Source organism: Catellatospora chokoriensis (genome assembly GCF_011297315.1).
Taxonomy (GTDB): Bacteria; Actinomycetota; Actinomycetes; order Mycobacteriales; family Micromonosporaceae; genus Catellatospora; species Catellatospora citrea.
In genome coordinates, this window is the sequence record NZ_JAAOTI010000019.1 from 1 (window position 1) to 15,118 (window position 15,118).

Annotated in this window: 12 protein-coding genes and 1 pseudogene; 10 read left to right on the plus strand and 3 right to left on the minus strand. The window is 66.5% G+C overall.

The annotated features are described in order from the left end of the window. Positions 1-464: 464 nt before the first annotated feature. Complete coding sequence (locus HAV39_RS26180) at positions 465-1,370, minus strand: PIN domain-containing protein (protein ID WP_191841816.1); 906 nt, start codon at positions 1,368-1,370, stop codon at positions 465-467. A 162-nt stretch (positions 1,371-1,532) separates the two neighbouring features. On the opposite strand from HAV39_RS26180, the pseudogene HAV39_RS26185 reads away from it, so the two are divergent. From HAV39_RS26185 to HAV39_RS26230, 10 genes and pseudogenes are all read left to right on the plus strand, one after another. Further along, positions 1,533-1,814: pseudogene (locus HAV39_RS26185) on the plus strand (DDE-type integrase/transposase/recombinase); the annotation flags it as partial. A 136-nt stretch (positions 1,815-1,950) separates the two neighbouring features. Further along, positions 1,951-2,412 (plus strand): glycine-rich domain-containing protein, encoded by a 462-nt coding sequence (locus HAV39_RS26190; RefSeq protein ID WP_203736385.1) that lies wholly within the window; start codon positions 1,951-1,953, stop codon positions 2,410-2,412. 12 nt (positions 2,413-2,424) lie between these two features. After that, positions 2,425-2,862: a class I SAM-dependent methyltransferase gene (locus HAV39_RS26195; RefSeq protein WP_191841818.1), complete on the plus strand. Its 438-nt coding sequence runs from the start codon at positions 2,425-2,427 to the stop codon at positions 2,860-2,862. A gap of 2 nt (positions 2,863-2,864) precedes the next feature. Beyond that, positions 2,865-3,029 carry a hypothetical protein gene (locus HAV39_RS26200; RefSeq protein ID WP_191841819.1) on the plus strand — a complete coding sequence of 55 codons (165 nt, stop codon included), beginning with the start codon at positions 2,865-2,867 and terminating at the stop codon, positions 3,027-3,029. A 487-nt stretch (positions 3,030-3,516) separates the two neighbouring features. Beyond that, positions 3,517-6,267: a UvrD-helicase domain-containing protein gene (locus HAV39_RS26205; protein WP_191841820.1), complete on the plus strand. Its 2,751-nt coding sequence runs from the start codon at positions 3,517-3,519 to the stop codon at positions 6,265-6,267. 188 nt (positions 6,268-6,455) lie between these two features. Further along, the gene (locus HAV39_RS26210; protein WP_191841821.1) at positions 6,456-7,325 is read left to right on the plus strand and encodes a vWA domain-containing protein; all 870 of its coding nucleotides are present in this window, start codon (positions 6,456-6,458) and stop codon (positions 7,323-7,325) included. Positions 7,326-7,363: 38 nt separating this feature from the next. After that, positions 7,364-8,050: a protein phosphatase 2C domain-containing protein gene (locus HAV39_RS26215; RefSeq protein WP_191841822.1), complete on the plus strand. Its 687-nt coding sequence runs from the start codon at positions 7,364-7,366 to the stop codon at positions 8,048-8,050. After that, positions 8,047-9,768: a serine/threonine-protein kinase gene (locus HAV39_RS26220; protein WP_191841823.1), complete on the plus strand. Its 1,722-nt coding sequence runs from the start codon at positions 8,047-8,049 to the stop codon at positions 9,766-9,768. The genes HAV39_RS26215 and HAV39_RS26220 overlap by 4 nt, the downstream gene beginning before the upstream one ends. A 117-nt stretch (positions 9,769-9,885) precedes the next feature. Next, the gene (locus tag HAV39_RS26225; protein WP_191841824.1) at positions 9,886-11,643 is read left to right on the plus strand and encodes a DUF262 domain-containing protein; all 1,758 of its coding nucleotides are present in this window, start codon (positions 9,886-9,888) and stop codon (positions 11,641-11,643) included. Between the two features lie 77 nt (positions 11,644-11,720). Next, positions 11,721-12,755 carry an ADP-ribosylglycohydrolase family protein gene (locus tag HAV39_RS26230; RefSeq protein WP_191841825.1) on the plus strand — a complete coding sequence of 345 codons (1,035 nt, stop codon included), beginning with the start codon at positions 11,721-11,723 and terminating at the stop codon, positions 12,753-12,755. A gap of 133 nt (positions 12,756-12,888) precedes the next feature. Here HAV39_RS26230 and HAV39_RS26235 read toward each other — a convergent pair whose 3' ends face one another. Together HAV39_RS26235 and HAV39_RS26240 are read right to left on the minus strand one after the other, a co-directional pair. Further along, positions 12,889-13,635, minus strand: a complete 747-nt coding sequence (locus tag HAV39_RS26235; protein WP_191841826.1) for a DUF429 domain-containing protein — start codon at positions 13,633-13,635, stop codon at positions 12,889-12,891. 9 nt (positions 13,636-13,644) lie between these two features. Further along, entirely contained in the window at positions 13,645-15,078 is a 1,434-nt protein-coding gene (locus tag HAV39_RS26240) for a protein kinase domain-containing protein (protein WP_191841827.1), read from the minus strand. Positions 15,079-15,118: the final 40 nt, after the last annotated feature.

Here is a 15,118-nt window from a genome sequence, read left to right on the forward strand (position 1 = left end):
CCCGGTAGAGCCGCACAGCGCGCTGGCGCAGCTCGTCCGGGTACTTGCGAGGGGCGGGCACGAAAACCTCCTGGTCAGGGTCTATCAGACCATGATCGAAAGTCTCCGGGTTATCGGGGGAACCTCATCGACTGGTTCTGGATGTCGTGTGGTCCGCATCGCCCAGGCCGACACGCACGAGCGGTGCCTGTCCGGGTTCAGCCTGTGCGCCAGCTACCACGACTACCGGGCCGCGATCTGGCACCGGGCATGCTGTGCCGGTCGTGCCGCCGGCCACGGCCGAGCGAGGAGGAGGAGCGGCGCCCGGCGATCGCGGCCGAGCCTACCCGTCGGGCCGCCGAGGACGCACAGCGCCGGAAGAAGGAGGCTCGGCCACGCTCGAGGCGGCCGACGTCGTCGCGCCGTTCTGACTCCTGGCACGCTGAAGGCCCGCAGCGCCCGCTGCGGACCTTCACGTTGTCCAGCTACTGGCCGCTCTTGCCTTTCTTCTCAGGCGGCTCGGGCTGCTGCAGCTTGATAACCGGCACGCCGTTGATCCTGGCCTTGGTCGACATGTGGGTGTCGAACGTGATCAGCGTGATGTCGCGGCCAACGAGCGGCTTGGCCGACAGGATCCGGTCGATGATCTCGTCGTCGCCGATCTCCATCGGCACGTGGCCGAGCGGGTCGAGCAGCAGCTCGGCGCTGAACCTGGCCGCGTCGCCCCCGAACGCCGTGCCGTTGGCCAGCCTCTCGCGGTACACCCGGTCGGGCTTCTCGAACCAGTCGTCGATCGTGCGCAGCGTGACCCGGGCGGCGGTGCGCACGTCGCGGTTGGTGTTCTTCTGCCGGTCCAGCTCCAGCAGCACCTGCGACGGGATGAGCAGGTGCACGTTGTTGATCCCGTCGCCCAGCCGGTACTGGTGCTCGGGCCCAGCGTCGATGATGACCCGGTGGAAGTCGATGTGACCCAGCGTGTTGCCGTTGTGCAGCAGGAAGTCGGTGTCGCACACGATGAACATGGCCGGCTCAGACCAGCGGTTGATCTGGCCGCGTACGGCGTCGCGCAGTTGCTCGAACTCGGTGACCCGCTGCTGCAGCTCGCTGCGCAGCAGCCCGTTGACGACACGCTGGTTGGTCGTGGCTATGTCGGTGCCGGCCGCGGCGAGCAGCGCGGAGTACCGGGGCGTGAACACCAACCGGTTGATCTCCTCCGGGCGCAGCTGGTTGTGTAACGCGTCGGCCGTGTCGGTTGCCCAGTCCAGGTACTTGACCAGCCACTGTGCGGCGTTGCCGGAGAAGCCCCGGGCGTTGTTAACCTCGGCGACCATCCGGTCGAGCACGTCGCGGAGGTTCCCTCGATGCGCGAGGGGGTGTGCGTTCACAGTCACCGGTCGATCGTGGCACCTGGGGGCGACGTTCCGCCTCCGAGTTATTGGGAATATCCGGACGTCGGGCATAGTCGGAGTCGACCCGCGTATGAATGTGGCTCAGGATAGCAGCCTACCCGCGGTGTCGACCGCGGCGGCGACGTGCGTGTCATTTTGGGTGTCGACGCCGCCGCGGTCTACCCCGGCGTACTGGATGAGCTGATCCCGTCTGCGTGGCATCACGTCGAGCAGTACGCCAACAATCCGCTCGAGGCCGATCACAGCCGCCTCAAACACCGGTTGAGGTCGATGCGCGGGTTACGGACGGAGAAGACGGCGCAGATCGTCATCGCCGGGCACGCCTTCATGCAGAACCTGCGCCGCGGACACTACGAACTCGCCATCGACATCCCATCCGCCCAGAGGGTCGCCGCTGCGTTCACCGAACTCGCCACGGCGATCTGACCACGGGCACGACACCGGTTCAACGCGTCCACCGATCCAGCAATGCAACGGCGCCTCGAGTACCTGCCTGCGGCCCTCGACGAGCGCGCGCAGCCGGGATTCGAGGTCAGGTTTGATCATCACTGGGGAGGTCGCGATGACCAAGCTACTCGACAAGACCAAGTGCGCGGCCATCAGCGACGAGCTGACGGCGCTGCTGGTCAAGGACGTCCGGAAGAAGTTCCCGGAGTGGACCGACGACTTCGGCCACCGGAGCGTTGACCAGATGGTCGGCTTCCTGGCTGCCTGCGCCCTCTCCCCGGAGCCGCTGGGACCGTCGATGCTCGTCGACGAGTTCTGGCACGCCCTCATCGTCCGGACGGTGGACTACACCGCGTTCTGCGACCAACTCGCGGGCAAATCGTCCACCACATCCCAGACGACGAGCGCGAGCACGACCCGCGCCTTCCCGGCAAGGACACCGCCATGCGGGCGCGCACCATCGGGGCCATCACGGCGGCAGGCTATGACGTCGACCCGGCGTTCTGGCCTGACCTGGGCGCGGCCGACTGCACGCAGTGCCACGCGGGCTGCCACGACAGCCCCAAGTAACGGATGAGAGGCTGGGGTCATGGCCGGGAGCTGGGACCAGTATGCGCAGGATCGCACGCCGAGGCGGGCGCGCAACGCCGCCGGAGCGAGCACCTGGTTCAACTGGACACAGTATCCGGACCATGGCCCCAGCCTCGAAGTTCTCAACCTGTCGCCCGGTGCGCGTGTCCTCGACCTCGGCTGCGGTAAGGGCGGCAACCTGGCGCGTGTCTGCACGGAGGGGCACCGCGGGGTAGGGGTCGACGTCTCAGCTCTTCAGGTGGCGCACGCGCGAACCCGATGGCCTCACCTCGCGCTCGTGCTCGGCGACGCGGTGACCTATCTGGACGGAGGCGAGGAGCCCATCGACGCCACCTACTCCGTGTTCGGCGCACACTGGTTCGTCGAACCCGACCTTCTCCTTCCCGCAGTCCACCGCAGGCTGCGAGGTGTGCTCGCCTTCTCCTACGCCCCCTGAACATGGTCTTAGCCATTCCCCGCTGGGACCTGGAACCCGACGAGTGGGGCGAGCGCCTGGACAAGTACGGGTTCGTCGACATCGAGCACCAGGTGATCGCGCCGCCTGCCGCCACCGACAGCGCTCAGCCGACCATCCTCATGCGTGCTGTGCGACCGGAGGAATGACCCGACTCTCCCGACGTGAACATCGTCTATGTTCTTCGCAGCTGCACGTTTCCTCTGTGGTGACTGCCGGGGCGTCCCGTCTACTGCCGGAGGACCTTCTGACCCGGTTTGGCACGAACGACGCTACTGCGATCAACGGCTAGGACCCGCATGCTCCGCCGGGTGCGAGACCGAGCCGATCGCCGAGTTGATCACCCGCGGCTTCGAGGTCACCGCGACGACCAGCTAATCGACGTCCTCGACTGCCGCGGATTCTCGCCCGTGGCTTGATCCTCTTCCGACCCGGCAGGATCCGGCCGCCATGGACGAGACGGTCACCGAATCCCGTTCAGGCCGGATGATGATCCACGCAGTCAGGGCAGGTCCGCCAGTCGTGCCATATGACCCAAGCAGTCGTGCGGTACGCCGCGGCAGTAGATGGATCATTCGCACCCCAAACATGAGACAGTTACCGCGTTTCGTTACGGTCAACGGGGAGGGCTGCAGAGTGGACACCGAGTGCAGCACATGGGGACGCAGCCGCGGTCGACGCACGAGACGCTGGCGTCTGGTCCGGCACAATGCCCAGTTCACCCTGACGCTGCACGACGGCGTGCACACCTTCTCCGGCGAGCAGGTCGACCAGCTCACTATGGGGGTCTGGTGGTTTCGTCGCACCCTTCGGCTCGACCTGGACCACAGAAGACTACGGTTGACCGGCCTACGCCGACAGGAGGCCAGGCTGCTCCGGGCCCATCTGGCCGTACACCGGTTCATCAGCGCAGTCAGCCAGTGGGCTCAAGACGCCCGAAGCATCGCCGACAGGGCTCTCGCCCAGCGGCGATGGATCACCACTGAGACCGCTGCCCAGATCTTGGCCGCCCGACCCGCATTCCAGAACCAGCACACCCACACCGTCGACGACAACCCCGACCAACCGCGGCCGGACCGCCACAAGGCCCTGGAACTGGTATGGGCCCACCTCACCGTCGACGAGCGCTCCGCGATCGAACTCTGGGAACAAGACCTGAGCAAGTGGATAGGGTCGATCAACGAAGAGTTGACCCGATTCGAACTCACCACCCACCGACGATTCTTCGAACAGATCGAGACCAGCCCACTCACCGACGAACAGGCACGCGCCGTCATCTGCTTGGACAACCGCGTCAACCTCGTCGCCGCAGCCGGCTCCGGCAAGACCTCGGTGATGATCGCCCGCGCCGCGTACGCCATCCACCGCGGTTTCATTCCACCCTCACGGATCCTGCTGCTCGCCTTCAACCAGGACGCCGCAGCCGAGCTACGCGAGCGCCTACATCGTCGCCTGCAGGCCGTCGGGCTGCCGGTCGACGATGTCACTGCCTCGACCTTCCACTCTTTCGGCCGCAGTGTGATCGGCCGCGCCACTGGTCGCAAGCCTCGGCTGGCGCCATGGGTGGACGACGGCGACGAAGTCTCGAAGATCCTCCGCATCGTCGACGAGCTGCGTGACGCGTCGGAGCAGTTCCGCTACGCCTACGACACCTATCGGCTGCTCTATGCCCGAACCGTCGGCGGCCGCCACGGTTCCGACGCATCCGACGACGACCAAGATCGCCGGCCGGGAAGGCATCGGACGTTCTCCGGCCACCTCGTGCGAAGCCAGGGCGAGAAGCTCATCGCTGACTTCCTGTACATCAACGGCGTGGAGTTCGAGTACGAGCGGGACTTCCCCTATGTGATGGCTACCGAGAACCACAGCGGGTACCAGCCGGACTTCTACTACCCCAAGGTCGACGTCTGGCACGAGCACTGGGCACTGGACAGCACCGGTCAGCCACCACCGGCGTTCACCGGGTACGCCGAGCAGATGGCATGGAAGAGGGCGGTCCACGCGGAGGCCGGCACACGCCTCGTCGAAACCACCTGGGCATCGATCATCGGTACATCCGGCCTCACCCAGCTCGGTGGCCTACTGACGTCGCTCGGCCTCACGCTGGATTGGAACCCGGACCGCCCAATCCAGGACCATGCGGCGAAGCCGGCCAGCCATGAAGACATGGCCAGGATGATCCGCACCTTCATGACGCACATCAAGTCGAACTCGCTGACACGAGCCGAGGTCGAGGCCAGGCTGGCAGCCGGCCACAAGCAGCTCGACAGCCCACGTACCCGCCACTTCCTCAGCTTCTACTGGCCGATCCACGACGCGTGGCAGGCTGCCCTGGCCGACAAGGGCTACGTCGACTTCGAAGACATGCTGGTCCAGGCCGCCGACCTGCTCGAAGCCGGGACCGCCAGCAGGGACTTCGACATGGTCCTGGTCGACGAGTTCCAGGACGCCAGCCACGCTCGTGCACGGCTCACACGTGCACTGGTGGACGGACCGGGAAAGCACCTGCTGACCGTCGGCGACGACTGGCAAGCCATCAACCGGTTCGCCGGCGCCGACATCAGCGCCATGACCGACTTCGACAGCTGGTTCGGGCCCGGCCCCCGGCTCCAGCTGTCGACGACGTTCCGATGCACCCAGGAAATCTGCGACGTCTCCAGCGCCTTCGTCACGAAGAACCCACGCCAGCTGAGCAAACATGTCACCGCCGTCGGCGGCCGACGCGGGCCACGGATACTCGTGCAGTTCGCCAACAGGCGCGACGAAGGCAGCCGGGCGGCAGCCGTCGCATCAGCGCTAGCCCACATCGCCAGCGATGCCAGCACAGGCCAAGGCTCGATGCGCCTCGCAACCACCGTGTTCGTGCTCGGCCGCTACAAGTTCGACAGCAAACTCGTGCCCGCGAGGCCGCCGACGAACCTTTCCGTCGCCTTCAAGACCATCCACTCCGCCAAAGGGCTGGAGGCCGACCACGTCATCCTTGCCAACCTGACCCGCGGCAACTACGGATTCCCCTCGGGCATCGTCGACGATCCCGTCCTCGACCTCGCGATGGCCCAACCCGACGCGTTCGCGCACGCCGAAGAGCGTCGGCTCTTCTACGTCGCGCTAACCCGCGCCCGGCACCAGGTCACCCTCATCGCGACGCCAGGCGACCTGTCGCCGTTCCTGAAGGAACTCCTCGAAGACGGTCACGTCGACGTCGTCACCACCGATCCGACGACAGGCGAAACGGCCGCATCGAGAGCGCACCTCTGCCCGACCTGCGGAGAGGGAGTCCTGGTCCCACGGCGGAGCCAACACGGCCCATTCCTCGCCTGCAACACCTACCCTGCCTGCCGCCACACACAGAGCCGCCTCGAGCCAGGCGCGGAGGTCCCGACCTAGGTCTTAATCAGACGTTCGGGTGACCGGAACAAGTCGTTACAGCCAGGAAATCTGGACGCTTGAGGAACCATGCCGCGCGCCCCCATCCACCAAGATGATGATCTCGCTCGCGTCAGAACGGCACTCACATCAGGGGACCCCGCCAAGTGCCCACAGCAACAGCGCGAGCCGCGGCAGGAAGGACCACCTTGTACACCGCCGAGATCAACCGCAGCCATCCGGCCTGCCTGCTGCTCCTCGTCGACCAGTCCGGATCGATGGTCGACAGCTGGGCAGGCGCCGGAACCTCACTGGCCCAGCAGCTCGCCACCGCAGTGAACCGACTGCTCGACAACGCGGTCATGCAATGCTCCAAAGGCGACGACCGCATCTACGACTACTTCGAGGTCGGAATCATCGGGTACGGCACCGACGTCCAGCCGGTCCTGCACGGGTCCTCCCCCGCCGAGCCGCTGCTGCCGGTCAGCCGACTCGCCCGCAACCCTCGCCGCGTCGACCAGGTGATGCGGCGCGAGCCCGACGGCGCCGGCGGCGTCATCAATGTGAACGTCCCGATCCCGGTCTGGCTGGACCCGGTCCACGCCGGCTACACCCCGATGACCGAGGCGATCACCACCGCCCGCCAACTCGTCGAGATCTGGTGCAGCGAGCACCCACAAAGCTTCCCGCCGCTGGTCATCAACGTCACCGACGGGGAAAGCACCGACGGCGACCCGCGGACGGCCGCCACCGAACTGCGCGCCACCGGCACCAGCGACGGCGACACCCTGCTGTTCAACGTCCACCTGTCCAGCACGAAGCGAAACCCGCTCGAGTTCCCCGACAACAACGCCGGCCTCGACAAACTAGCCACCACGCTGTTCGAGATGTCGAGCATCCTGCCGCCGGCGATGCTGCAAGCCGCAGCGAGCAAGGGATACCCCGTGGCGGCCGGCGCCCGCGGCTTCCTCTACAACGCCGACGCGACTCACATGATCGACTTCCTGGACATCGGCACCCGTGCCGTCACACCTACCGGCCTGCTGGAACTGACCTCAGGTCCCCACACCCCGAGATGACGCCCCAGCCGGCCACCCCACCGCGGCAACCACAGACCGTGGTGCGCAGCGTACCCAAACGCGACCGCACCGACGCCGAAAACGAAGACCGCGTAGCGGCCCGCGACGACGCCGGACGCTACGCGATCGCCGACGGCGCATCCACCTCGGCACGACCCGACGTATGGGCCCAACTGCTGGTGACAGCATTCGTCGAACAGGAACGCGACCCCTTCGAGCCGTCGACGCTCGCGCAGCTACGGCGCAGTTGGCTCAACCAGGTCCAAACCGAAGACCTGCCCTGGTACGCGCAGAAGAAGCTGCGCGAAGGCGCTTACGCGACCTTGGCCATGCTGCACGTCGACACCACCACCGGCCGCTTCCGGGCCGCCGCCGTCGGCGACTCCTGCGTGATGCACATACGTCAGAGCCACCTGCTCGACGCGATGCCAGTGGAAAGGCCAGACGACTTCGGCCGCTTCCCCCAACTGCTCGGCACGAACTGGGACAGCCAGATCCCACCCGTCACGGCGACCGAAGGCGACTACCTTCCCGGCGATCTCCTGGTTCTGGCGACCGACGCCATCGCCAAGTTCCTGCTCGACATCGTGCAACGTGGCCATCCCATGCCCGACGTACGCCGCATGGTCCAGAACGAACCCGGCTTCGCCGACCGTGTTGGCGCGCTGCGCCGACGCGGCCTGCTCGACAACGACGACACAACCCTAGGCGTGGTACAGCTGTGAAGATGCCCGACCGCGTCGCCTACCGCGACGCGTTACTCGCCCCCGCAGCAGCGTTCACCGACGCCAGACTCCGCCACGGGCAGGCCCAGAAAAGCCCACTCGGCCAACCGGTCGCGGCCTCCGGCGCGTTCGCGGTCACCTTCACGATCAACCACAGCGGCAGGCGGTACGCAGTACGGTGCTTCACCCAGCACCGCCCCCAACTCGCCGACCGCTACCAGGCGGTCACCGAATTCGTACGCACCGGCAAGCTCGACTTCCTGGTGCCCGTCGACTACCTCCCCGGCGGCATCCGCGTATCAGACAACCCCTGGCCCGTCGTGGTCATGCCCTGGATCGACGGGACCTGCCTCAACGACTGGGTCGACGACAACCTGCACCACACAGCCGCCCTCGATCACGTCCGCCGCCGCATCAGCGAAGCCGTCGACACCCTCGCCGCCAGAGGCGCCGCCCACGGCGACCTGCAACACGGCAACATCCTCGTCCTACCCGACGGCTCGATCCGGCTGATCGACTACGACGGCATGTACCTACCCACACTGGCGAAGCTAGGCGCAGCCGAACGCGGCCACCGCAACTACCAGCACCCCGAGCGCTCGCAGCAGTACGACGGCACGATCGACTCGTTCGCCGCAGCCGTCATCGGCCTGTCGCTGACAGCGCTCACTCACGAGCCGAAGCTGTGGAACGACTTCAACCATGGCGACAACCTGATCTTCACCGCGGCGGACTTCGCCAACCCCTCCGAATCCGCGGTGTTCGACCGACTCGAACGCATCCCCTCCATCGCCGAGCCCGCTCGCCGCCTGCGCGACGCGTGCCGGGTGCCCTACGAGCAGGTTCCCGACGTGCTCAACGGCCGCGCCGCAGCACCGAGGACGACCGCACGGCCGGTCGTCCAGCCGCTTTGGCTGACGGGGCCACAGGTCTTGGAGGCCACTGAGCGCGATGTGCTGCTCAGCCTGAACGGAACCGAGGTGACCGTCGTCGGCCGGATCACCGCGGTCAAGACGATGACGCTCGCCCGCGGCGGCACCTTTTCGTTCGTGAACTTCGGCGACTACCGGCAGGCAGCGTTCACTGTCGTGCTGTGGAACAAGGTCAGGCCTTCTGTCGCCCGCAACATCGGCGACCCGGACAGCCTTCCCGGCTCATACATCAGCGTCACCGGCCATCTAACTCAGTACCACCGCCCCGGCGGGCTGGCGCAGCCGCAGATCGAACTGCAGCACGCCCGTGCCATGCGTGTCATCACTGCAGCCGATGCAAACAGCCTGCTTCGCGGCACCAAGGTGAACCCACTGATCCCGCAGCCAAACACTCCGCCGTCACGCCAACAAGCGACATCCACGCAGCCGAGCACTCCGACTGCACCCCGTCAGCCACCTGCGATACCCACCACACCCAGTACGAAGCGGTACGCCGACGTGTTCAGCTCGAAGAACACCCCAACCGCGCCAGTGCCGCCGCTGCCGCCGTTCCTCAGCCCGGCGCCTCCGGCTACGCGGCCCACGGTACCGGCGGGCCCCGCCCCAACTCAGCGTTCACAACCTGCTCCGGTGCGACACACCACGAGCCGTCCGATACCGTCGAGCCCAAACCCCGCATCAAAGCCGGCCGACGAGGAAACGAGTTGGAACTTCGTAGTTGGGGCGATTACCGCCATCGGGGCGCTGCTCATGATCATCATCTGCCTCTCCTCCACGCTGCGTTGAGGATTCTCGATCCCATCCGTGTGTTGATATGACCCGAACGCATGACACTCGTTGCGACCTCGCTACCGACAGAATTGAAAGCCTACCGCCAACGCAGCAAATGCGAGGAGCGTTCTCTTGACCTTCCAGACGCCCATAACGATCGCCGAGGCCGTCAAGCGCATCCAGGCCCAAGATCTGGTACTGCCCGCGATCCAGCGCGAATTCGTCTGGGAAGAAGATCAGATCACGCGCCTGTTCGACAGCATCCTGCGCGGATACCCCATCGGCTCCTTCCTGTCATGGAAGGTGCTTCCCGAAACGGCGTCACATTTCAAGTTTTACGGCTTCATGCGCGAGTACCACCAGAAGGACAACCGGTACTGTCCCGTGCTCGACATCCCGCACGAGCGAACCGTCGTTGCGCTGCTCGACGGTCAGCAGCGCCTGACCGCGCTAAACGTCGGGCTACGCGGTTCCTACGCCACCAAGCTGAAGTACAGGCGCTGGAACCAGCCGAACGCGTTCCCGAAGCGCCGGCTCTACGTGAACGCGCTGGGCCTGGCGCCCGAGAACGACCTCGGTCTGAAGTACGACTTCAAAATGCTGGCCGAGCCAGTCGTCCAGCCGTCCGACGGCTCGGCCCACTGGTTCCCCGTCTACCGGCTCTTCGAGATGAGCGGCCTGAACGCCCTCGTGAGAGAGATGGCATCTCTCGGCCTCGGCAACGACGAATTCGCGTCCTCGCTGATCTACGACATGTACGCCGCCATCCACAACAAGCCGTCGCTGTACTTCTACGAGGAAGCCGACCAGTCGATCGATAAGGTGCTCGACATCTTCATCCGGGTCAACTCCGGCGGCACCAAGCTTTCGCACAGCGATCTGCTGATGAGCATCGCCACCGCCCAATGGGAGACACTCGACGCACGCACCGAGATCCAGTCCCTGGTGGACAGACTCAACCAGACCGGCGCGGGATTCGCGTTCACCAAGGACGTCGTTCTCAAGAGCGGCCTGATGCTGACCGGCGTGGCCGACGTCGGCTTCAAAGTCCGCAACTTCAACCGCAAGAACATGGCCGCACTCGAAGCACAGTGGGAAAGCATCTCGCAGGCCCTACGCACCGCGGCCGGTCTGCTCAGCGACTTCGGCTTCTCCGATGCCAACCTCCCGGCGAACAGCATCCTGGTCCCGCTCGCCTATTACGTGCACCGACGTGGACTCGACGACACCTACCGCACCAAGCCGTCCGAGCGAAACGACCGTCAGCTCATCCGCATGTGGACCATCAAAGCCCTACTCAAGTCCGGCGTCTGGGGATCTGGCCTTGACTCGCTACTCAGCGCCATGCGCGAGGTGATCGACAAGCACGGCGCCTCCGGATTCCCCGTCACCGAGCTCGAGACTCGCATGGCCGCCCGAGGCAAGTCGCTGAGCTTCGCTCCCGAGGAGATCGAAGACCTGCTCGCCAGCACGTACGGATGGGGCGACACGTTCACGGTTCTCTCACTGCTGTTTCCGCACGTCAACACACACAATCACCACCACGTCGATCATGTCTTCCCGCGCTCGCTGCTCTCCGACGCCAAGCTGAAGAAGTATCGGCTGCTTGAAGATGACCGCGAGGAGATCGTGTTCTACCGAGACACACTGGCTAATCTGCAGCTGTTGGAAGGGCCGGAGAATCTCGCCAAGAAGAACAAGATTCCCTCCGTCTGGGCGGAGAGCACCATGACGCCCGAGGCACGCATCAACTATCTCGAGCTCAATGCGCTGCCCGGACTGCCCGCATCAGTCGAGGAGTTCCAGAGCTGGTGCGACAAGCGCTACGAGCTGCTAAAAGAGCGCCTGACTAAGTTGCTGGGCGCAGATAACACAGACCCGAACATGTAGGGCTGATTCCCGCTGTGCGAGCAAAGCTGCCACCACCGACGCAGGGTCTACTTGCTGATTCCCCGTCTCGTACCATCATGTGCGTGGGGAACTCGAGAGCCGACCAGACGGACAAGGCACGCGGCGCCCTACTGGGTCTGATCCTCGGTGACGCCGTCGGCGTTGCCGGCGGGAAGGTTCCCGACGACGGTCCGTTGCGCTGCTCCAGCGGCGCACAGTTGTCCTGCTTCACCGTCGACGCGATGATCCGATCCCACGTCCGGGCGTCGATCAAGGGAATCGGCGGCTCGGAGACCAGCATGGCGTGGTACGGGTACGCCCGCTGGGCCGCCCTGCAGGGCGTGACCGACGTCGCTGACCGGCCGGAGGGACCGAGACCGGACGGTTGGCTGGCACAGATCCCGGTGATGGCCGAAAGGCGGGGCTCCGCGCCCGCAACCGTCAATGCGCTTCGAGGCAGAGTGATGGGCACCCAGGAGGAGCCTGTCGGAAGCAGCTTCGGCGCGCATGCGCTGACCCGGGCCCTGCCCATCGGCCTCTACCCTGCCGGCCCGCGCACCGGCCAGCTGGCGGCCGCCGTCGCCGCGACCACCCACTGCGGCGAGGCCGTGCACGCGGCTGCACTCGGCGCGACGCTCATCAGGCTGCTCGCCTCCGGCCTGGGAATCGGTGACGCATGCGTTGCCGCGGACGAGGAGTATCCGGAGTCGGCCGGCAGCCCAGAAGGATCACCGATCGCGGCCGCGGCGGAGGCGTTACATGCCGCTCCCGGGGATCCTTCGATGGTGGCCGGACTCGCACCGAACGGTCGCGCCACGTCCGCGCTTGCGTCTGGGGTCTACACGGCCTTGTCGCTCCCGGGCCGCGATCAGGTCCGTGACGCCGTGGTGTTCGCCGCCTCGGCGGGGAACCGTCATGGGGCGGCGGTCGCCGGTGCCGTGCTAGGAGCGCTGCACGGTGCTGACGCGTTGCCGGGCGACTGGTTGTCACGCTGCGAACTGGTCTGGGTCGGCGACACCCTCGCCCGCGACCTGGTCCGGGAGATCACCGAGGTTCCGGCAGGCAGCGGATACGACGATGACACGTTCTGGCACCACCGTTATCCGGGGTGACCGATCGACCGGCCAAAGACGGGTGCCGTCGCCCGGTGAACGGCCGATGGCATTCTGGTGCTCCGCATCGGGCATGAGGTCGACGTCGCCCGAGTCGGCGGTCGAGCGCGGTCTGTCGCCGAACCCGAGTGCGTCATTGCTTCAACGCGTCCAGGCTGTATGTCGGCAGGGCTATCCACCCTTCGACCGCGACCAGGTCGCTACGCGAAGGGTCGAAGTCCTCGGTCAGGCCCAATGCAGCGGCGCGGGCGGTGAGGGCCGCGATCACCGCGTCGAACGCATGGTCGCTGGTCCGGCAGGCGGACTCGTACCCGGCGAGGTCCAACCACGGCGCGGCGTTTCGCAGGCTCTCGACGAGTTCTCCGAGGACGGCGACGTTCCGACTCGTCTTGTAGCCGTCTGGCCGAAGACCCCATCGGTGAAGAGAAGCAGCCGGATACACCTCCACCACCGGTCCGGCGCCCGTGCGGTCCACCGGCCGGCCCGCGGAAGCGAGCATGGCCTGCAGAGCGGCGCATTGCATCGCTGTACGTCCGATGCGATCGGAGGACACGCTCAGCACGCCTCGGCCAATCTTCTCCCGCACGAAGACGTCGGTGTGCCGGAAGGCGAGCCCGTCCCGCCATTCCTTGCTCACGTACTGCCCAGGGAGGACGAGCTCGCCCGCCTGATGGGCATTGACGAAGGACCGGAACTTTTCCGGCCATCCGAGCGGACAGTCGATACCTGCCTTGTCGGAGTTCGAGATCGTCTGGATGAGGGTCGTGTCGTCGACTCCCCGCAGAAGCGCGTGAACCCGTGCACCGGTCGCCGTCCATTCCAAGATGGCCAGGGCTGTGTTCTCCGGACCGGCGGACAGATCGACACCTGTTGTCCGCATCGTGCGAATCTATCGGCCGGCGCCCGGGGCGTCGTCCGCAGCTCGGCGCATCGCCGCCAGCAGCGCCTTCGCCCGTGCCGGGTCTGCCGCGGAGTTCGGGTCCTCCAGGACCCGGTTCAGCATGGCTGCGGCTCGGTCGAGGTCGCCTTGAGCGGCGAGCAACGCCGCCGATTCGATCCGAGCCTCGACGGCAACGGGCGTCAAGGGCCCGACCACGTCCAAGTCGTCGATCAGCGCCTGGTAGGTTTCGCGGGCTTCGGCCAGTTCGCCCAGCGTGACGTGGCCTCGCGCCTTGGACAGCCGAATGGCCGCCGCCGCCGGGTGGCCGGCCGCGATGCGGCCTGTGAGCGCTTCGATGGCCTGATCGCAGGCGTCGACCGTTCGTCGGGCGTCACCGGACCGAGCCAGGACCGTGGCGAGGTCCCGGCGCAGGTCGACGACCGCATTGCCGTTGGAGTCATCCGTCGCGGCGATGGCGTCCTCGAGAATCCGGGCGGCTCTGTCGAACTGGTCAGCGTCGGCGTACCGCTCGGCGCGTGCACGGATCTGACGCGGCATCGCATCCGAAGGCGGTACCACCCGAGGCACGCTGCGTTCCTGCCCCGGACTCGGCAGATGGTGTGACGTGCGTTCGTAGATCCGCACCGGCTCGGCTCGTCCGCCGGTCACGAAGCCCGGCAACGGCGGCAACGTGTCCAGCCACGGCTCCAGCCGACCGAACACCTCGAGCGCGTTCGCGGGCCGACGTTGCGGTGTCTGCCGGGTGAGCTGCTTACTCAACGCGAGGAGTTCGGCGGGCGGGTCAGCGTGGCCGCGCAGCATGTCCTGGACGATCCGGCCCAGGGAGTAAAGGTCGCTGTGCGGTGTGGCGACACCCAACAGACGTTCGGGCGCCTGGTACCGGGCGTCGCCCGCGGTGGCGCCAGGTGGCGTGAGCCGTGTCGACGAACCGGCCTCGGTCACGATCGCCACGCCGAAGTCGACGACCTTCACACTGCCGTCGAAGCAGATCATCACATTGTCGGGTTTGAGGTCCCGGTGGATGAGCGCCTGCGCGTGGGTGTGGGCCAGGACGGCGCAGATCTGCGAGGCGATGAACGCCGTCCAGACCACCGGGAGGGGGCTCACCGCGTCGAGGAGGTCCCTCAGGGTCGCCCCTTCGACGAGTTCCATCACCACGTAGTGGCGGTCGCCGTCGACGCCGACGTCGTGGATCGCCGGCACGCCCGGGTGGGCCGCCTTCGCCGTGAGGCGGGCCTCCCGCCGGAAGCGCCGCACCAGTTCCGACTCCAGGTCGCCACCGAGCAGGTCGCGGTGGATCAGCTTGACGGCGACCCGCCGGTCGAGCCGGGTGTCGTACGCATGGAAGACCTCGCCCATGCTTCCGCGCAAGGGGTCGTCGATCAGCTCGTAGCGACCGGCTATGAGCGCGGGCAAGGTCACGATGGGCTCCGTTCCGTGGGTGGACCGGAGCCCATTGTGA

What these genes read in the sequence shown, in the direction of transcription:
- HAV39_RS26190 (WP_203736385.1), top strand. Translation starts at nt 1,951, where the DNA reads ATGACCAAGCTACTCGACAAGACCAAGTGCGCGGCCATCAGCGACGAG.
- HAV39_RS26195 (WP_191841818.1), top strand. Translation starts at nt 2,425, where the DNA reads ATGGCCGGGAGCTGGGACCAGTATGCGCAGGATCGCACGCCGAGGCGG.
- HAV39_RS26200 (WP_191841819.1), top strand. Translation starts at nt 2,865, where the DNA reads ATGGTCTTAGCCATTCCCCGCTGGGACCTGGAACCCGACGAGTGGGGC.
- HAV39_RS26230 (WP_191841825.1), top strand. Translation starts at nt 11,721, where the DNA reads ATGTGCGTGGGGAACTCGAGAGCCGACCAGACGGACAAGGCACGCGGC.
- HAV39_RS26235 (WP_191841826.1), bottom strand. Translation starts at nt 13,635, where the DNA reads ATGCGGACAACAGGTGTCGATCTGTCCGCCGGTCCGGAGAACACAGCC.